At 38.4% G+C, this 19,741-nt stretch carries 19 protein-coding genes; 6 read left to right on the top strand and 13 right to left on the bottom strand.

What is annotated here, in order from left to right; translation table 11 throughout:
* Genes J8L85_RS00725 through surE form a run of 5 tightly spaced genes read right to left on the bottom strand, consistent with a single transcriptional unit; the run spans position 1 to position 4,827 of the window.
* Positions 1–2,016 carry a ComEC/Rec2 family competence protein gene (locus tag J8L85_RS00725; protein ID WP_211013792.1) on the bottom strand — a complete coding sequence of 672 codons (2,016 nt, stop codon included), beginning with the start codon at positions 2,014–2,016 and terminating at the stop codon, positions 1–3.
* Between the two features lies 1 nt (position 2,017).
* Complete coding sequence (locus J8L85_RS00720) at positions 2,018–2,581, bottom strand: C40 family peptidase (protein ID WP_211013791.1); 564 nt, start codon at positions 2,579–2,581, stop codon at positions 2,018–2,020.
* A 60-nt stretch (positions 2,582–2,641) separates the two neighbouring features.
* A complete protein-coding gene (lpxB, locus tag J8L85_RS00715) occupies positions 2,642–3,769 on the bottom strand; it encodes a lipid-A-disaccharide synthase (protein ID WP_211013790.1) in 1,128 nt (375 codons plus the stop codon).
* Between the two features lies 1 nt (position 3,770).
* Entirely contained in the window at positions 3,771–4,055 is a 285-nt protein-coding gene (locus J8L85_RS00710) for a hypothetical protein (RefSeq protein ID WP_211013789.1), read from the bottom strand.
* Entirely contained in the window at positions 4,045–4,827 is a 783-nt protein-coding gene (gene surE / locus J8L85_RS00705; RefSeq protein ID WP_211013788.1) for a 5'/3'-nucleotidase SurE, read from the bottom strand. The genes J8L85_RS00710 and surE overlap by 11 nt, the downstream gene beginning before the upstream one ends.
* A gap of 189 nt (positions 4,828–5,016) precedes the next feature.
* Here surE and J8L85_RS00700 point away from each other — a divergent pair, with 189 nt between their 5' ends.
* Complete coding sequence (locus tag J8L85_RS00700) at positions 5,017–7,158, top strand: carboxy terminal-processing peptidase (RefSeq protein ID WP_211013787.1); 2,142 nt, start codon at positions 5,017–5,019, stop codon at positions 7,156–7,158.
* 154 nt (positions 7,159–7,312) lie between these two features.
* On the opposite strand, the gene msrA is transcribed toward J8L85_RS00700, so the two are convergent.
* Both msrA and msrB read right to left on the bottom strand, forming a co-directional pair.
* Complete coding sequence (gene msrA, locus J8L85_RS00695) at positions 7,313–7,852, bottom strand: peptide-methionine (S)-S-oxide reductase MsrA (protein WP_211013786.1); 540 nt, start codon at positions 7,850–7,852, stop codon at positions 7,313–7,315.
* Positions 7,842–8,306 carry a peptide-methionine (R)-S-oxide reductase MsrB gene (gene msrB, locus J8L85_RS00690; protein WP_211013785.1) on the bottom strand — a complete coding sequence of 155 codons (465 nt, stop codon included), beginning with the start codon at positions 8,304–8,306 and terminating at the stop codon, positions 7,842–7,844. Before msrB ends, msrA begins: the two co-directional genes overlap by 11 nt.
* An 87-nt stretch (positions 8,307–8,393) precedes the next feature.
* On the opposite strand from msrB, the gene J8L85_RS00685 reads away from it, so the two are divergent.
* Positions 8,394–9,206, top strand: a complete 813-nt coding sequence (locus J8L85_RS00685) for a DNA/RNA non-specific endonuclease (protein WP_211013784.1) — start codon at positions 8,394–8,396, stop codon at positions 9,204–9,206.
* Here J8L85_RS00685 and rodA read toward each other — a convergent pair.
* The 6 genes from rodA to J8L85_RS00655 form a co-directional block, all read right to left on the bottom strand.
* Positions 9,203–10,483: a rod shape-determining protein RodA gene (gene rodA, locus J8L85_RS00680; protein WP_211013783.1), complete on the bottom strand. Its 1,281-nt coding sequence runs from the start codon at positions 10,481–10,483 to the stop codon at positions 9,203–9,205. The two genes, J8L85_RS00685 and rodA, sit on opposite strands and share 4 nt — an antisense overlap.
* Complete coding sequence (gene mrdA, locus J8L85_RS00675; RefSeq protein ID WP_211013782.1) at positions 10,473–12,341, bottom strand: penicillin-binding protein 2; 1,869 nt, start codon at positions 12,339–12,341, stop codon at positions 10,473–10,475. Before mrdA ends, rodA begins: the two co-directional genes overlap by 11 nt.
* A gap of 495 nt (positions 12,342–12,836) precedes the next feature.
* Positions 12,837–13,667, bottom strand: a complete 831-nt coding sequence (mreC, locus tag J8L85_RS00670) for a rod shape-determining protein MreC (protein ID WP_211013781.1) — start codon at positions 13,665–13,667, stop codon at positions 12,837–12,839.
* Positions 13,668–13,694: 27 nt separating this feature from the next.
* A complete protein-coding gene (locus J8L85_RS00665; RefSeq protein ID WP_047247307.1) occupies positions 13,695–14,723 on the bottom strand; it encodes a rod shape-determining protein in 1,029 nt (342 codons plus the stop codon).
* Positions 14,724–14,778: 55 nt separating this feature from the next.
* Positions 14,779–16,311 (bottom strand): bifunctional phosphoribosylaminoimidazolecarboxamide formyltransferase/IMP cyclohydrolase, encoded by a 1,533-nt coding sequence (gene purH / locus J8L85_RS00660; RefSeq protein ID WP_211013780.1) that lies wholly within the window; start codon positions 16,309–16,311, stop codon positions 14,779–14,781.
* Between the two features lie 93 nt (positions 16,312–16,404).
* Entirely contained in the window at positions 16,405–16,854 is a 450-nt protein-coding gene (locus J8L85_RS00655; protein WP_211013779.1) for a GAF domain-containing protein, read from the bottom strand.
* Positions 16,855–16,984: 130 nt separating this feature from the next.
* On the opposite strand from J8L85_RS00655, the gene J8L85_RS00650 reads away from it, so the two are divergent.
* Genes J8L85_RS00650 through J8L85_RS00635 form a run of 4 tightly spaced genes read left to right on the top strand, consistent with a single transcriptional unit; the run spans position 16,985 to position 19,716 of the window.
* On the top strand, positions 16,985–17,398 hold the full coding sequence (locus J8L85_RS00650; RefSeq protein ID WP_211013778.1) for a hypothetical protein: 414 nt from the start codon (positions 16,985–16,987) through the stop codon (positions 17,396–17,398).
* 60 nt (positions 17,399–17,458) lie between these two features.
* Positions 17,459–18,229 (top strand): hypothetical protein, encoded by a 771-nt coding sequence (locus J8L85_RS00645; RefSeq protein ID WP_211013777.1) that lies wholly within the window; start codon positions 17,459–17,461, stop codon positions 18,227–18,229.
* A 21-nt stretch (positions 18,230–18,250) separates the two neighbouring features.
* Positions 18,251–18,880 (top strand): heavy-metal-associated domain-containing protein, encoded by a 630-nt coding sequence (locus J8L85_RS00640; RefSeq protein ID WP_247656520.1) that lies wholly within the window; start codon positions 18,251–18,253, stop codon positions 18,878–18,880.
* Positions 18,880–19,716: an NHL repeat-containing protein gene (locus J8L85_RS00635; protein ID WP_211013776.1), complete on the top strand. Its 837-nt coding sequence runs from the start codon at positions 18,880–18,882 to the stop codon at positions 19,714–19,716. The genes J8L85_RS00640 and J8L85_RS00635 overlap by 1 nt, the downstream gene beginning before the upstream one ends.
* Positions 19,717–19,741: the final 25 nt, after the last annotated feature.

Here is a 19,741-nt window from a genome sequence, read left to right as displayed (position 1 = left end):
TCAATATAAAGTATAAACTCCCTTTTCGCCCGTGTGGTGAAAAGGGATGTTGTTTTTTTGGCAGGTTGCTTTCCAGCTTTGAACATAACTGTGGTAATTACTGCCATCCGCAATTATTATTTGTGGCATGGTGTCCGTTATTAAACGATCAAGGTTTATTTTAGGAGAATCTGTTAGCAGCACAATGTGCCCTTTGTTTTCTTTTAGGTATAACCCAGAGCTGTCTATTCTAGAAAATAATATATCGTTGATATGATAGCTGTTTTGAAGTGTGTCGTATTTTATAATATCTATTCTTTCCTTAACAGCGTAGTTTTCTATTAATTTGGCAGAACGCTCAGGTGTAGAAGTATATACATACAGTTGTTTACCTGCTTTATGTGCGACTATAGAATTTTTGGTCTGATGAAAAATCAATAGACCATTGGTGGTGCTTGCCTTGTAGTTTGAATAAATGGTCCATGACTGAAAACAAAGTATAGCTATTAAAAAGATCATTGTTCTTTTAAAACGTATGTTGGTCAGCATAACTATCATTGCCCCTATAGCGATATAGCTCAATACAAGTTGTACGCCGTCAAAAGAGATAGATGTAAAAAGGAAGGCTTCTTGTTCGGCTACCCAAGCCACTAAGCTGTTCATGATTCCTATCATTTCATTATATATCCATACAAGTGGTTTTGGCAATATATCTATGAGTGATAATGAGACCACCAGTATACCTGTACCTAAAACCAAACCTAAGAAGGGTACAATAAGTAGGTTAGATATAAAGAACAACCCTGGAAATTGATGAAAGTAGAATAAGCTAATGGGCAATACACCCAATTGCGCCGCAATGCTTACCGATAAAAGTTGCCATATATAACGAACAATCTTGTTCTTTGGGATCCAAAGTTTTTGTAATAAGGGGTAACACCAAACAATGGCAAAAACTGCCGCATAGCTCATTTGAAAGCCTATTTGAAATAGTAGATTGGGGTCAACAAAAAGCAATAAAAAGAACATGGATAGTGCCAATATGTTAAAAGTGTTGCTAGGTCTATTTAGGTATAGGGCGTAGGCGACGAACGTGAACATGGCACAAGCGCGAATAATGGAGGGGGATAAACCTGCCAAAAAGGCAAATCCCCAAAGCAAGAGAACCGTAGTGCAAAGAATAATGGTACGGCCATTTGGGATATTTCTTAATGGACGTAACAAAAACTGGATCAATAATAACAGTATGCCCACATGTAGCCCAGAGACAGCTAGTATATGTACCGCACCGGCATTTTTATAATCGGAATAGGTACCCTCTGAAATATCGGATCTTTGCCCTAGTATTAATGCTTGAATGACCGATAATTGTTCTTTTTCAAAATCTGCAGATTTTAGCTTTTCAATAATATGATTTCTTGCTTTTTGGGCATACCCAAAAATTGTTCTAGTCCTATTCTTGGATTTAAAATGGTTTTGGTCGTTAAGTTTTATTTGGTCGTAAACCCCTAATTTTTTCATGTAATCTTTAAAATTGAACTGGTGTGGGTTCAATGCTGGTTTTATGGGGATGTATTTAGAACGGACCAAGAGCTCGTCATCGATCTGCAATTTTGTAGAATCTGGAGCAGGGTTTCCACTAAGAAGAATTTTGCCTGTAACATGGTGGTCGCCTACACTTATAAGAGAGGCAATATAATTTTGTGAAAATTGATTGGGTTTAAGAATGTCGGTTATTTTTAATTTCCAGGTGGCTTCTTGTTCAATGTTTAAATGGCTGTAGTGGGAGGCATGGTTTACAGGTTGTGCATGAGTGCCGATAAAAGCACCTAAAGAAATGGTGGTGCATGCGGCTATAACGCCAAACAATATAGATTTGTCGTGGTCGTAAAATTTAAATAATATACCAAGAAAACAAAGGAAAACCAGTGTTGCGGCTAACAATAGGTTTAAGGGTACTGAAAAAAAGTTTCCTATTAAGATTCCAGAAATGAGTAATAGCGTTAGTTTGATCGGAACGAACGCCAGTAGTTTCATTTTATAGTATTCTGGTTGCCTTTACAAAAGCTCGGTTCCAAAAACCTTCTCTTAGAGAAGAAATGGTTACACCTCTTGAAGTGGATGCGTGAATAAATTTGATTTCGTTCTTTTCTACTTTTACGACCATACCTACATGGTTAATGCGTTTAGCGCCCTTACTTGTCTTAAAAAAAAGCAAATCGCCTTTTTCTACATCTTTGACCCTTATTTTTTTGCCTTGTTGTGCCATACTGGCCGAAGTTCTGGGTAATTGTATATCATGTTCCCCGAATGAAACATAAAGTAGTCCAGAGCAGTCCATTCCCTTTTTAGAGGTACCTCCAAACTTATAACGGACACCAGAGAATGTAAGGGCTGTATTGATAACTTCATCGGCCTTTGTGGTTTTCGAGGACCTTGATTTTGTTCGGGTCCTATGCTCTTTAGGTGCCGTATCTACGCCTCTACGTTCTTTGTCGGCCGCAGCCACGGAAACCGTGCGGTCTTTTATTGAAGCACTTTTTTTAGAAGTTCCACAGCTGGTAACTAATGTAATAAGAATAATAACTATTAAGGTACGCATGTATATCAAGTAGTATCTTATACTTGAACATCAAAATTATAGAATTATTTTATAATCTGCTCATTTCGTTTGTGATTTGGCATTTTCTATAATGTGTGCCGCTGCTTTTTCACTTGCGCCTTCTCCTCCCAATTTTGTTTTTAAAAGTTTGTAATCTTGTAGTATCTCCTCTCTTTTAGGGCCATTTAAAATGGAGGAAAGTTCTTTTTTAAGCATGTTGTGGTTTAGGTCCGATTGTATCAATTCCTTAACCACTTCTTTCTTCATTATTAAATTCACCAAAGAAATGTATTCTAGTGTAATAATGCGTTTTGCAATTTGATACGAAATCCAGTTGGCTTTGTAGCATACCACTTGTGGTACTTCGAACAAGGCGGTTTCAAGAGTAGCGGTGCCACTTGTTACCAAGGCTGCTTGTGCTATAGAGAGAAGGTCGTAGGTGCAATTGTATACAATTTTTACGTTCTGGTCCTTTAAAAACGGAGTGTAAAAATCAAGATCTAAACTAGGTGCGCCTGCAATTACAAATTCATACTCGGCAAAATCAGAGGTAACGGAAAGCATAATGGACAACATTTTCTGTACCTCTTGTTTTCTGCTTCCCGGTAAAAGTGCGATTATGGGTTTGTTCGGGTCGATCTTATGCGAAGCCCTGAATTTGGTATTGTCCAATGTTGGTCTGTTGGAAATCGCATCTATTAGCGGGTGACCAACAAAATTGACGGGAAAACCATGCTTTTCTTCATAGAACTCTTTTTCGAAGGGGAGAATTACGTGCATGGCATCGATGTCTCTCTTTATTTTTTCGATTCTGCCCTCACGAGAGGCCCATATTTGGGGAGAGATGTAGTAATTTGTCTTATAACCATTTTCTTTGACCCATTTGGCAATTCGTAAATTAAAGCCCGAATAGTCTATAAAAACAATAATATCTGGCTTAAAGTTGGTGATGTCCGTTTTGCAAAAACTAATATTCTTAAAAATGGCATTAAGGTTCATCAATACCTCTATGAATCCCATAAAGGCCATTTCTTTATAGTGTTTTGCCAAGTCTCCACCTGCTTGTTGCATCAAATCACCTCCCCAACATCTAATGTCCGCTTCGGGGTCTTGCAGTTTTAATGCTTTAATAAGGTTAGAGCCATGGAGGTCTCCTGAAGCTTCGCCTGCGATGATATAATATTTCATCCTAAAAAACCTTGTAGTAAAGAATTATAAAAGCGGTTAAAATAGTGGCAATAAGAACCCCTTTGGCTCTTTGGTCTCTTTTTATTCTTAAAAAGCCAAAAAATGCCAACAGGTTTAAGATGGCTCCCAATGCCAAAAGACTTCCAACATGGCCTTGGGCGATAGCGGCACTAAAAGTTTCTGAAATGCTCATGTCGGAGAACAATAATATATATGCCAATGTGCCGATGGTATTGGCAATGATACCTACTATGAAGCCGATGGCCAGTTCTTTTTTAGTGTTCATTTAATTTCCAATTATTAATATCAGGTATAACATGGTGTGCCGTAAGGTCGAATTGGGTAGGGACCACCGAAACATAACCGTTGGCCAGCGCCCATTCGTCAGTATCTTCACCTTTATCTAGTAGTTCGAACTCTCCTGTGAGCCAATAGTAATCTTTGCCCATTGGATTGGTTCGTTTGTCGAATTTCTCTTTCCAATTCGCCTTTGCCTGCCTACAGATTTTAATTCCCTTGATTTGTGATTTATCCAAGTTGGGAATGTTTACGTTCAGGACCACGCCTTTTGGCATGCCGTTGTTCAAAGCTTCCCTAACGATACTTTTAATGTGCTGTTCGGCTTGTGAAAAATCTGCATCCCAATTATAGTCACATAAAGAAAAACCAATGGCGGGTACACCTTCTATTCCTGCCTCTATCGCAGCACTCATGGTGCCGGAGTAAATAACGTTAATAGATGAGTTGGATCCGTGATTTATACCGCTGACACATATATCGGGTTTTCTGTCCAATAGTTCCTGTAGGGCTAGTTTTACACAATCGGCAGGTGTGCCGCTACAGCTGTATTCTTCTGTTCCTGTGTGACTTAGGTCGACAAGCATTTTTTTTGAATAAATGGTGCTGTCCAAGGTAATGGCGTGTCCCATACCAGATTGCGGGCTGTCAGGGGCGACGACAACTACATCTCCCAGCTCTTTCATATATGATACCAATGCCCGAACTCCCGGAGCGGTAATTCCGTCATCATTAGTGACCAATATCAAAGGTTTTTTCATGAGATATACTTTCTAGGGTAAAAATACGTTTTTAAATAGGATTGAACGATTTCGGCGTTTAACAAAAAATTAATCTCCTGTGTCCCTATTGGCATGGTTTTTTCTTTATCTTAGAGGATTATGGCTTGTAGAATAGGCCTAAAAATTTCAAATTCCAAGATTTTGAAAAATAGATTTAAAATGATTTTTATGAAAAGAAATTTAGCCTACGTTTTAACGGTGATGCTTGTAGCGGTCGCCTCATGTAGCTTCACCAATAAAACTTTTGAAAATGACGACAAGGACAAATTACTCCTAGATCTGATTACCTATGTTTTAGAAAAGGGACATTATGAGCCTAAAGACATAGATGACGATTTTTCGGTAAGTGTTTTTGAGGATTTTATAGATGTTATAGATCCTACGAAACGTTATTTTTTGGCCTCTGATATAGAAGAATTTGAGCAGTACAAGTTTCAAATAGATGATCAGATCAAGAACACCGATATTACTTTTTTCAATATTGTCTATGAAAGATTGATGCAAAGAATGGACGAGGTCAAGTCTATCTATAAAGAAATATTGGAAAGGCCCTTTGACTACAATAAAAAAGAAAGTATCGATATAAAATATGACGAGCAGCCTTTTGCTTCCGATAAAGAAGAGTTGAAAGAACGATGGAGAAAGCAATTGAAATATGCGACTTTGGGTACGTACGACTCTAAATTGTCACATATGAAAAAGTCGGCATCGGACTTTTCAGATGATCATGACCATGAGGCCCACACTCCTGAAGAGGTAGAAAAGGAAGCCAGGGAATCTACAGAGACTACCTTGGATGAATTTTTTGATTTTATAGCGGATCTGGAGCGTAAAGATTGGTTTGTACAGTACATCAATACTATAGTTGATGAGTTTGATCCACATACATTTTATTTTGCCCCAGAAGACAAAGAAAGATTCGATGTTAGTATGTCCGGTAAGTTCGAGGGTATTGGCGCAAGGCTTCAAAAGAAACCTGAAGGAGCCAAGATAGTAGAAATTATATCTGGAGGACCCGTATGGAGAGATGGTAGGTTGGAAGTAGGGGATGAAATCGTAAAAGTAGGTCAAAACGGACAAGAACCTATTGATATTGTTGGTATGCGTTTAGACGATGCCATTAAATTGATAAAGGGCGCACAAGGTACTGTTGTGGATTTAACAGTACGAAAAGTAGATGGTTCCTTTGAAGAAATTTCTTTGGTAAGGGATGTGGTAGAACTTGAGGAATCTTACGCGAAATCTGCCTATATTCTTAAAGGCGATGAAAAATTCGGGTTGATCAACCTTCCTAAGTTTTATGTCGATTTTGAAGATTACAGTGAAAGAAATGCAGCTACCGATGTTGCTAAAGAAGTGGAACGTTTAAAACAAGAAGGGGCGGAAGGCCTAATCTTGGATTTAAGGGACAATGGAGGCGGATCATTGAAAACGGTCGTAGAAATGGCAGGCCTGTTCATAAAAGAAGGACCTATTGTACAGGTGAGATCTGGTAACAAAGAAAAAGAAATCTATGATGATAAGGATGAAAGAATACAATGGGACGGACCTTTAGTGATATTGGTGAACGAGCTTTCTGCTTCGGCATCGGAAATTTTGGCCGCTGCCATGCAAGATTATAAGAGAGCTATTGTTATTGGTAGTAAGCAGACCTTTGGTAAGGGTACCGTGCAAAATGTAATACCCTTGGCCAATATGCTAAGAAGTAACGAGCATGGGGATTTAGGTGCTATTAAATTGACTACACAGAAATTTTACAGGATCAACGGTGGTTCTACACAATTAGAAGGTGTAAAAAGTGATGTTGTGGTGCCAGATAAGTATAGCTATATCGACCTAGGGGAAAAAGATCAATCCAATCCTTTAAAATGGGATAAGATCACCCCAGCCGAATATGAAGCTTGGGACGGTTATATAGATTATGAGAAAACTATAGAGAACAGTAAGAAGAGAATGGCGAACAATCCACAGATAAAACTCATTGAGGAGAATGCCAAATGGATAAAATCTGAACAAGATGAAACCGAAATTCCTTTGAACTATACCGCTTATAAAGAAGAAAAAGAAAAGGATAAAAAACAATCTGAGTATTATAAGAGCTTATCTGAATATGATTCTAAATTAACTTTTGGTTCATTAAAGTACGAGCAAGAATTATTTACCAAAGATTCTGTGCTTAGAGAGAAAAGAGATCGTTGGCATAAGGATTTGGCGAAGGATATTTATGTGGAGGAAGCTGTGAACGTATTGGAAGATTTAAAAATGAACAACATTAAAAACATTAAGTTGGCCAGTAGGGCAAAAAATTAAAAAAGTGTTGTTGTATATCATATAAAAAAAACCACTCGAAAGAGTGGTTTTTTTGTTTTATGGTCTAATTGTATAGGCCAATGAATTTATATCAGTTGATTTGCACGTAGTAATTATAATAGCTGTTTGCCCAGGGTAATCAATAATGCTTGGCTTATGCCAATTTATCGCTATGAAGTTTTCTTAATTTGGCTAATTTAGGATTGATGACTACTTGGCAATAACCCTGTTCAGAGTTATTCTTGTAATAATCTTGGTGGTAATCTTCAGCTTCATAAAAGGGTCCTAAAGGGCTAATTTCGGTAACAATGGGGTCTGTGTAGAAAGAGGACATTTTGTCGATGACCTTTTTTGCGACTTTCCTTTGTTTTTCATTATTGTAATAAATAACAGAACGGTATTGCGTACCAACATCTGCCCCTTGTCTATTAAGTGTGGTTGGGTCGTGTGTGGTCATAAATATTTCCAATATATCGTTTAAGGAGATTATGTCTGGGTCGAAAGTAATTTGTACGACTTCGGCATGTCCTGTTAGACCCGAACATATTTCCCTATAGGTAGGTTTGCCGGGTGCGGTGCCTCCGGTATAGCCCGATATTACAGAGGAGACTCCCTTAACTTTCTGGAATACTGCTTCGGTACACCAGAAACACCCGCCGCCTAATGTGATGGTTGTCGAGTTGTTAGTGCTCATTGGTGGCCTCTTTTTGTATTTTCATTGATTCTGAGTTGATACAGTAGCGTAATCCACTTGGGGGCGGTCCGTCGGGGAACACATGTCCCAAATGGGCGTCACAAGTATTGCATAGCACTTCTACCCTGATCATTCCAAAAGAAGAATCTTTGATGTATTTAATGGCGTTGTCTTTAATAGGTTGTGTAAAGCTGGGCCAACCGGTGCCCGATTCAAATTTTATGGTCGAATCGAACAAAGGAGTTCCGCAACAAACACATTCGTATTTTCCTGCATCGTGCGTGCTACATAGTGCGCCTGAATGTGGAGCTTCGGTTCCCTTTTTTCGGGTAATTCTATATTGCTCTGGAGTTAGTATCTCTTGCCATTCAGCTTCACTTTTTTCAACTCTTTTATCGGGAACGGGATTGCCGTTCACCGTATAATGAATAATATCTTTCCAAGTTATAGCCATGTTTTTATCTTTCTTAAAGTGTTTTCAGAATTAGTCGTTAGTCGATATAAGCGTCTAAATCTTACAAATTTGAACTAAATTTGAACAATGCGCATACCTAGTAAAAATAGAACAATTTATTCCATTTTAATACTGTTTTGTATTGTTGGATTTTGGTTGGTCGAAAATTTTTATACCCCTAGTACTTATTCTGAATCTGATAAGAAAAGTACCAATAACGAGTTCCCGGTAGATCTCTTGCCAAATACCACGACCGGAGAAGTTGTAAACCATTCTTACTATACACTTTCCTATAACGAAGATTATGAGCAGGCAGAATGGGTTGCATATATACTTAAAAAAGAACATTTGACTTATGATGATAGAAAAAGACCTTATTTTATTGAAGACCCTTGGGTAAGGACGAAATCTGCGGATTGGAGAAATTATAAAGGTTCTGGTTATGATCGTGGGCATTTGGTGCCGGCGGGCGACCGCAGATTTTCTGAACAGGCATATAACGAGACCTTTTATACCAGTAATGTTAGTCCTCAAAACAGAGAGTTTAATGCGGGTCTTTGGAACAGGCTGGAGAAGAAGACCCGGCAATGGGCAAAAAAATATGGTGTTTTATATGTGTTTACTGGCGGTGTGCTTAAGCCTGGCCTAAAAGAAATAGGAAGTGAGGATGTAGCTGTTCCCGATTATTTTTACAAGATAGTGGCCCGTAAAAATAATGGGGATGTTAAAGCAATAGCCTTTTTAATGCCGAATAAAGAGCAAAGTGCCCCCATACAAAAATTTGCCGTGTCGATAGATCGTGTGGAACAATTGACGGGAATCGATTTTTTTCAAAAGTTGGACAAAGAGAAACAGGTGGTTCTAGAATCAAGTATAACGCTTAATAATTGGAAATTCTAAAAACTTTCTTTAAGTCTATTGGTATCAAGTTTTAGAAAGATAAACAATAGGATGGTAAAGAAAAGAAGCCCAGATCCCCCATAGCTAAAAAAGGGTAAGGGAATGCCGATAGTAGGCAGCACCCCTATAACCATTCCGATATTAATAAAGTAATGAATCAATAAAATAGAAATTACACCATAACCGTACATTCTAGAGAATGCATTTTTTTGTCGTTCGGCAAGATATATCAACCTTAAAAAGAGTATCGAAAAAAGGAAAATAACGGTAGCCGTGCCAATAAAGCCCCATTCCTCTCCTACAGAACTAAATATGTAGTCTGTGTGCTGTTCGGGCACAAAATTTCCTTTTGTTCTTGTTCCTTCCAAAAATCCCTTTCCAAAAAATCCGCCGGATTCAATGGCCTTTTCCGATTGGTAGGTGTTGTAACCGATGGTTTTGCGAATCTCTTCTAACTTTTGGGGGTCTTTCTCTAAACGTAACCACAAACTAAAACGATCTCTATGTCTTTGTTCAAAAACATTGTTGAAGACAAAATCAACGGATAAAGAAAATAATATAATAGCGATAGCTCCTAAAACAACAGGTAGAACAGGTATTTTAAAAGATTTTCTTTTTAATAGATAGAATAGTGCTATGAGAAGGGCAAGGCCAATGACTAGCCAGGTGGTGCCGAACATAAGGGTGATGATAAAAATCAGGATCAAGGAAAAACCTATACCTAGATAAAACAAGGGCAAGCCTTCCCTGAAAATTACAAATACCAAGGCAAAAAACACCAAGGCGCTTCCTGGGTCGGGCTGTGGTATTATCAGTATTGCCGGTATTAGAATTATCAACAGGGCATATAACTGGTCTTTTCTTCTACGTAAATCTGTTTGTATATCACTGAGGTATTTTGCCAATGCCAATGCTGTGGTCACTTTGGCAAGTTCAGAAGGTTGTAGGTTAAAAAAACCTAGATCATACCATGAGGTGGCTCCTGCTATTGTTTTTCCAAAAGCAAAAAGTCCTAGGAGCAGCACCATCGAAATAAGGTAAAATAGACTCGCAAACCGTTCGTAAAAGTTAGCTTCCAGTCCTAAAACCACAAAAATGGAGATTAGACTTACAATGATAAAAAAGAGTTGTTTGCCATGAAGTGAGCTAAAATCGAAAATGGAGGCGTTGTCTTCGGTAAAAGTGGTGGAATAGATACTGACCCATCCTATAATAACAAGGGACAAATAGATAAATATCGTAAGCCAATCTATTCTTTTTAGAATTTTACCAAGCACGCTCGTTTATTTTAAATTCTTTACCACTGTAGGGTTTGGCATATTCTTCTTCTAAGGTCTTTTCTAACATTCTTTTTTCAAGGTCTGTTCTGGTAATTTCACCTTTTAAGTATTTTTCTATCATTAAAGATGCAATATGGCCTGCATATCTTGATCCAAAATAACCATTCTCGATATAGACGGCAATGGCAATTTTAGGGTCGTTTACGGGGGCAAAGGCGACAAAAACGGAATGATCGGTAAGTTGGGTTCGTACACCGTTTATTCTTGTGAAATTTTCGGCAGTACCAGTTTTTCCCGCAACGTCTATACCGGGGATCTGTAACCATCTTGCGGTTCCTTTTGTGTAGACATTGGCCATACCTTCAATTACTGGGTCAAAATACTTAGGGTCGATCGTGGTGTGTTTTGGCTCTGTATATTTTGGATTTGTAATATCTTTTCCTTCAACCTTTTTTAAGACATGTGGGGTGTAGTAATATCCTCTGTTGGCAATAGCGGCCGTCATGTTGGCCAATTGTACAGGAGTGGCCAATATTTCTCCTTGTCCTATAGAATTGGAAATAATAAAACTGGAGCTCCATCTATTGTCACCATACCATTTGTCGTAATATTCTTTACTGGGGATTCTTCCCTTTTGCCCAAATGGTAGGTCGTAGCCCAGGTAATCTCCCAAGCCAAAACTTTTTATATGTTTTTCCCATACATCCATACCTTCGTCGGTAGTGTCGAACTTTTCGAATATTTTTCGAAAGGCACCGGCAAAATAGGCGTTGCAAGACTTATAGATACCGTCGTTCAATTTACGCAGACCGCCACCACAATGGCAGCCTCTTTTCGTTTTTCCGACATAGAAGCCATTGTAGCACCTTATTGTCGTATTTTCATCTATAACCCCTTCTTGTAATGCTACAAGGGCATTTAAGGTTTTAAAAGGGGAGCCGGGCGGCTGTTGAGCATGTATAGAGCGATCCCATGTCGGGTTGGCTATTGTATCGTTATAAAGAGCAGTATAGTTTTTTGATCTTTGTCTTCCTACTAACAATGAAGGGTCGTAGGTGGGGCCCGATATCATGGTTAATATTTCTCCGGTTTTTGGCTCTATGGCTACAATACCACCTCGTTTTCCTACCATTAGCCGCTCTCCGTACTCTTGCAGGGTTTTATCTAAGGTGATGCTTATTTGTTTTCCTGGCTCGGGCAAGGTGTCCAAGGCGCCATTTTTATAAGGGCCGATATCTCTGTTGAAACGGTCTTTTTGAATGTATTTTACTCCTTTTCTTCCTCTTAACAAATCTTCGTAATAACGCTCTACCCCTGTTCGTCCTTTTAATTCTCCTTGAACATAGTACTTGTTTTTGGCCAAGTCTCCTTCGTTTACTTCGCTAATGTATCCTAAAACGTTTGCGGCACTCTTGGTGTCGTAATATCGTAAAGAGCGCTTTTGAATGTAAAATCCTTTATACTTTCGCATTTTCTCCTGTAACCGTGCATAATCGGCCTTGGATAGCTGTGGTACAAGAACGGAAGGTAACCTTGGTGAATATACCTTGGCCTTTCTTAACTTCTCTATAAATTTTTCTTTGTCTATACCTAACAACGTACAAAACTCGAGAGTATCAAGGGGTTTTACCTCTCTTGGTATTACCATGACATCATAGGCGGGGTCATTACCTACAAGTAGTTTTCCGTTTCTATCATAAATATAGCCTCTTTCTGGGTAGCTATATACCCTTTTGATACTTGGGTCCTCTAAAACTTGATCAGGTGAAAAACTGAATATCTGTAGGTAAGACAACCTACTCAAAAAAGTAATGCCTATGATTATAATAATAGATGATAGAAGAATTTTTCTCATTCTTTCTTAGTACTGAATAAAGAACTAAACAATAAGCACAAAATTATAGATGCGAGTCCAATAGTTAAAGTTTTTTGAACAATTAACAGGATGTTCGCAATACTAAAAATTTCTAGCGTAAAATAAATAACATGATGGATTACAATTAATAACGCTAAAAAGGTGAATTGTTGTGCCTTTGTGGTACTATTTAGTTTAAAACTCTGGAATTCGTAGTTTACCCCGAAAACGAATCTCATGATCGTTGGCCTTAAGTAGGCGATCGACACCGTTGAGGCCGCATTTAATGCAAGGGTGTCGGAGAATATATCGATAAAAAAACCCAGTAAAAAACTTATAATAATAAAGGAAGTCCTGTTTTCTTTAATGGGATACCAATAAATAAAAAGTACATAGACCATTGGGTTTATGTAACCAAAGAAATTTAGTCTATTGAATACAAGAACCTGAACCAGGATCAGCAAGGTAAATCTTAGAATATTTATAAAAAAAGAACTATTGATCATTGGACAGGGTTTCTTCTTGTAGTTCTAAAATTTCTTGACGCTTAAGGTTTTTTATGATATAGACATTGTTAAGGTTCGTCATATCGTTAAAAAGGGAGACATCTATATAATAAAAGCTTTTTGATTTGTCCAGATCGAACTTTTTAATGGTTCCGATAGGAATGTTTTCTGGAAAGATACTACTCATGGCCCCTGTAACTATGGTGTCGCCAATGGTAAGAGGCACTAGTCTGGGGATGTCTACAAGTTGTACCGTATTGTAATTTTTTGTGTCCCAGACCAAAGAGCCAAAATGGTTCGAGTTTTTTATTTTGGCGTTGATGTTGGATTTTTCATTGAGGATACTTTGGACAGTGGCAAAACCTTCGGAGGTGTTTTCTATGATACCAAGAATACCTTTGGCCGTTATGACTCCCATGTCCTGTTCAATACTATCTTTACGGCCTTTGTTAATGGTGATATAGTTGCGTAGATCCGAAAAGCTGTTCTTTATAACCCTTCCCCTGACCAAAGTGTAGTTTTTTTCCAAAGAATCTATAGGGGCGGGGGTGTTCGTTAAATTCGTTTTTCTGTTATATAATTGGTGTCTTAACCGTTCATTCTCCTCTAATAAACTTTCGTTTTCTTCCCTAAGCCCAAAATAGGAAGTGGTATTGTCAAAAAATTCATAAATATTACCGGTGAAATAGTTGGCGGAGTTCAAGAATTTTGACTGGTGGTAAGAGTGCGATTGAAAAGTGAATATTAATGAAATGAAAAGCAAAAAGAGATAGAGCAAAAAGATTTTGTACCTAATTAGGAAATTAATAATCTGTTGCATTCACTTTTAAATTTTCATTTTAGGCAATTACTTAATCAAGATACTCTTATACCTTTCCAAGTTTTTTAACGCTATTCCAGTACCACGAACAACCGCTCTAAGTGGGTCTTCGGCAATATAAACGGGTAAATCCGTTTTTTGCGAAAGTCTTCTGTCCAGTCCACGAAGCATAGAGCCTCCGCCTGCCAGATAGATTCCGGTATTGTAAATGTCCGCTGCCAATTCTGGAGGGGTTTGCGATAGGGTTTCCATTACCGCATCCTCTACGCGAAGAATGGATTTGTCCAAAGCCTTGGCGATTTCTCTATATGAAATCTGTACCTGTTTTGGCTTTCCTGTCAGAAGATCTCGCCCTTGAACGGATTTCTCGTCCGGTGGAGATTGTAAATCTTCGGTAGCAGACCCTATTTCTATCTTAATCGCTTCTGCTGTACTTTCCCCTACATACAGGTTGTGTTGGGTACGCATGTAGTAGATAATGTCGTTCGTAAATACGTCTCCCGCAATTTTTACGGATTTGTCACAAACGATACCGCCTAAGGCGATTACTGCTATTTCGGTAGTACCACCGCCTATATCCACGATCATGTTGCCCTTTGGCTGCATAATATCCAAACCAATACCTATGGCCGCGGCCATAGGCTCGTGGATCAAGTATACTTCTTTGCCGTTTACACGTTCTGCAGATTCTTTAACCGCACGCATTTCCACTTCGGTAATGCCGCTAGGTATACATATTACCAAGCGCAAGGCTGGTGGGAACCATTTTTTCTTCAGTGCAGGAATGTTTTTGATGAACATCATCAACATCTTTTCAGATGCGTCAAAATCAGCAATTACACCATCCTTTAACGGTCTAATCGTTTTTATGTTCTCGTGGGTCTTTCCTTGCATCATGTTGGCCTCTTTACCAACTGCAATAATTTTTCCGCTAATTCTATCTCTGGCAACAATGGAAGGGCTATCGACGACCACTTTGTCCATATGGATGATTAACGTGTTTGCGGTACCTAAATCAATGGCTATCTCCTCGGTTAAGAAATCAAAAAATCCCATATAATAATTTTGGTTATGGATTAGGGGGTGTATTTCATCGACAAAAGTAGTAAAATTAATGCTTAAAATGACGTGTGCCCGTCATCACCATAGAAATTTCGTTTTCGTTGCAATAATCTATACTCAATTGGTCTTTTATGGATCCACCTGGTTGTATAATGCTAGTAATGCCTGCTTTATGCGCTATTTCTACACAATCTGGAAAAGGGAAAAACGCATCACTGGCCATTACGGCGCCTTTTAGGTCAAAATTAAAGGATTGTGCCTTGTGAATTGCTTGGTTTAGGGCATCTACCCTAGAGGTTTGTCCGGTACCACTTGCGCAAAGTTGCTTGTTCTTTGTCAATACGATCGTATTTGATTTTGTGTGCTTGCAAAGTTTAGATGCAAATAACAAATCTTCTATTTCTTGTTCTGATGGTGTAAGCTTGGTCGCAGTTTTTAAATCTTCGCGAACATCTGTTTTTGCGTCTTTTTCTTGTAGCAATATACCGTTCAGGCAAGTACGAACTTGGTTGTGTGGCAGTTCGATATCGTTCTGTGTTAAGATGATCCTGTTCTTTTTGCCTTTTAATATCTCAAGTGCCTCTTCTGAATAGCTAGGGGCGATCACTACCTCGCAAAATAATTTATGGATTTCCTCGGCCGTGGCTTTGTCAATTTCTTTGTTGCTGATGAGTACTCCACCAAAAGCGGATACCGGGTCACCGGCAAGAGCATCTACATAAGCTTGGTGTAGCGTATCGCGTTGTGCCAATCCACAAGCGTTGTTGTGTTTTAGTATGGCGAAAGTAGGGGCGTCATTTTTAAATTCTCCCATCAGGTTCACGGCAGCATCAACATCCAACAAATTGTTATAAGAGAGTTCTTTGCCGTGTAATTTTGAGAACATGGCGTCAAAATCTCCAAAGAAAAATCCTTTTTGGTGGGGGTTTTCCCCATATCGTAATACCTTGCCGTTGGTCTCACTTATTTTTAGTGCGGCCAAATCATGGTCTTGGTTAAAATAATTGAAAATAGCCGTGTCGTAGTGAGAAGAAACATTAAAAGACTTTGCTGCAAAACGCTTGCGTTCTTCTAAGGTGGTGGCACCGTTTCCGTTAGAGATGATCTCTAAAACTTCGGCGTAATCTTCCATAGAGGAGACACATAGTACGTCTTTGAAGTTTTTGGCCGCGGCACGGATCAAAGAGATTCCTCCTATATCGATTTTTTCTATGATATCTTGTTCAGAAGCTCCGCTTGCAACTGTTTTTTCGAAAGGATAAAGGTCTACAATGACTATGTCTATTTGTGGAATTTCAAACTCGGCCAACTGTGCCATATCGCTTTCGTTGTCCTGTCTGTTCAAAATACCTCCAAACACCTTTGGGTGTAATGTTTTAACTCTTCCGCCTAATATAGAAGGGTAACTGGTCACCTCTTCAACCGGTACCACATCTATCCCCAGATCTTTAATGAATTTTTCTGTACCACCCGTAGAATATATGGTGATGCCAAGTTCTTGAAACTTCTTTACAATGGGTTCTAGGCCATCTTTATGGAATACGGAAATAAGAGCCGAAGTGGCTTTTTTTGAGCTGCTCATTTTAAAGGTGCTTAAAGTTTACTATTAAGCCAACAAAAGTAATTTTTTTAAAAGTAGTAAAGCACTGAGTTTATTAACAAAAACAACAAAGTTTTAAAGAATTTTGGCAACCTCTTCGTTTACGAATTCCAAAAAGCGCTCATCTTCTTGGGTGAAAGGGTCGGGAGTGTTGGAATCAATGTCTATTTGGCCTATGTTTTCGCCATTTACGAATAAAGGCACTACAATTTCTGCTTTTACCGTAATACTGCAGGCAATGTAGTTGTCTTGTGCCTTAACATCGGGCACAACGAAGTTTTCGTTACTTTCCGCCACTTGTCCGCAAATTCCTTTACCGAATGGAATAGTGGTGTGGTCTGTAGGTGCGCCTGCATATGGCCCTAGGTTCAATTCTTGCTTATCCCCGTTTTTAAAGTAGAAACCTACCCAATCGTAATGTGGGACTTCGGATTTTAATAGGTCGCAGATTTTCTGCATTATAGTTTCTGGGGAGTTATTGGTTTCTATAATAGAACTTACACGAGGGCGTAAAGCATTAAACATGGCGATAGATTTATATTTGATACAAAAATGGTGCTTAAAACCAATATCTACAATAAGTGACGCATAAATATTCGTTAAGAAGTATTGGTCTTTAAAAAATTCAATTTTTATATTTTGTAACTTTGCAGAGATGAAAAATTTGCTTCATAAATTGTTTTCTGTTTCAATGGCGTTGCTGTTGTTGTTGTCCACCATTTCTTGGACGGTAGAAAAACATATGTGCATGGGGCGGGTTATGGATATAGCTTTATTTGACCAAGCGGATGATTGTGGTATGGAAGCTGGTTTGGCTTTGCTGGACGATACATCTATAGGGGAAGAGCATTGCTGCGATAATGAAGCTTTCACTATGCAAGGTCAAGATACTTTAAATCTTGATATTTTTCATTTCGATTTCTCTCAACAAGTATTTATAATTTCCTATGCCACTTCCTATTTAGGCTTGTTTCAAGAGTCTGTAGATAGGGGTATTGCTTTTGATTTCTATCCTCCACCTAATGTAGCTGAGGATTTAAATATACTTCACCAAGTTTTCTTGATTTGATTTAAAACGTGTTTTACGTCGCTTTTTCGTTTACACAGTTTTAATCAAATTTAATTTTCAATGAAAAATATTACTTGGCTTTTAGCCTTTGTCCTATTCGGGATACAATTTTCCGGGGCCCAAGGTCCTCCGATTACCGCCGATAAACCTATTATGCTGGGTGGGGGTAGTTTTACTGTAAAAACCTTAACGGAGATAAGGCATACGGAAAGAGGGAATTTTACTTACGTTCCAGTTATGCTTCATTATTTGCCCACTTCGAATTCTTTGGTGGCAATTCATTTACCCTATATAAATTATGAGATCGAAGGCGGACCTAGCGGTAGCAGTTTAGCGGATATTAAATTGATGGGTAAGTATCAGTTCTTTAGAAAAGATGGTACGGGGAAAACCTTTAGAATGGTTGCTAAAACATTACAGACGCTGCCAACAGGGAAGGAGTTGGACGTAATGGATTTAAGTACGGGGAAATATGCAGGGTATTATGGTATTGTAGCAGGTTACGAATCGTTGAAATATGGTATTTCTAATGAGTTTGGGTACAATTGGGTGCCTGATGGTAGCTTAGATGTATTTACCCATAAAATCGGTTTTGGTCTTCCGCTCTTAAAACCTCAGTATCCTAATAAACAGGTCAATCTGTATTTTGAGTATACGAATTCTTGGTTGGTCGAGCGTGATTGGTATCAATTATTATATGCCCAAGGTATACAGTATGCAAGAAAGAATGTCACGTTCGATCTTGCGGTTCAGGTGCCTTTGGTGAACGATATTGAAGCAGACCGTAGATTAAAATACAGCCTGTTTTTAGGCTCTAGATATTCTTTTTAATAAAAATTTTTAAAATATATAATGATGAAAAAATCAATAATAGTATCGGCGTTTTTAACGCTAATGGTCGTTTTTAGTGCGGTCGCACAAGAGGGTAAAGATAAGTTTATGGTACAGGTCGACGGGCTAGGTTGTCCGTTTTGTGCCTACGGTCTTGAGAAAAAATTCAAGGAATTTAAAGGTATAAAGGATGTCAAAATAGACATAGAAACAGGAGACTTTAGTTTTAGTTATCCTTCTGATAAGGCTTTATCGATTGCTGATGTAGAAAAACAAGTTGAAAAAGCAGGTTATACACCGATAACAACTAAAGTAGAACGCGCCAATGGTAAGGTTGAAGAATCTTCAGGAAATGAAATGGCTAAAAAGTCTGAGGGTACGGTAAGCAAAAATGTAATGGTGGCAGGTAATTGTGCTATGTGCGAAGCTAGAATTACCAAAGCTGCAAAATCGGTCAAAGGTGTTTCTGCCGTTTCTTGGGATAAGAATACAAAAATCATGAACGTTTCTTTTGACATGGGATTAACTTCTCTTGAAAAAATAGAAAAGGAAGTTGCGGTCGCGGGTCATGACACTAAAAATCATCAAGCACATACCGATGATTACGGAAATTTACTGGCATGTTGTAAGTACGAACGTTTAAGTTACTAATGATGAGGAAAAGTATTCTTGTAATCATTGTGTTGGTTTTTGCATCGGCTTGTAAAGAAAAAGTTGAAGTTCCTAAAGAATGGAAGTTGTCTAAAACTATTCAGTTAAGTGGAGTGAATCCTATTGGTTTAACCCAGGTACATGGGGAAATTTGGATTTCTGATGGAGACCACAACCGTTTGGTGAAAATTGACAAGGAGGGTAGAATCACCGAAACTATTGATTCTCTAGACAGGCCAATGCATATCGATGCAATAAAGGAAACTATTTTTATTCCTGAGTATGGAAAAGATGTTATAGAAACTGTTGATAAAAAGGGAAGGTTCGTAATGCAGATCTCTGATTCTTTAGATGCTCCTGCGGGAGTTTCTGTTTTTGAAAATGAAAGGGCAATTGCAGATTTCTACAATAACCGTATTCTTTATTTTGATGGCATTAGTTGGATTTCCTTCGGTAAGGAGGGTAAGGCCGAAGGGGAGTTTTATTACCCGACCGATGTTCAAATTACAAAGGATAGGATATGGGTTGCAGATGCCTATAACAATCGAGTTCAGGTATTTGATAAAAAAGGAGCTTTCCTTGCAATGATGGGGCAAGATCAAAAGATGAATGCTGCAACGGGTATTTTTGTTGCCGAGAATGAGGTGTTCGTTACTGATTTTGAAAACAATCGTGTGTTGGTTTTTGATATAAAGGGCAATTTTTTACAAGCCTTAAAGGATCAGATTGAAAAACCAACGGACATGTTGGTAATCGATGAGGTGCTATATGTAATTAATTACAGAAATGGCAAACTCAATCTCTTTAACAAACAGCCAATGGTGGCGAAGAAATGATTGATTCATATGGATATCCTATTGG

This window comes from Maribacter sp. MMG018, from assembly GCF_018100785.1.
GTDB lineage: Bacteria > Bacteroidota > Bacteroidia > Flavobacteriales > Flavobacteriaceae > Maribacter.
The sequence above is the reverse complement of the archived record's forward strand: the minus strand, read 5'-3'. Positions and strand labels throughout refer to the sequence as shown.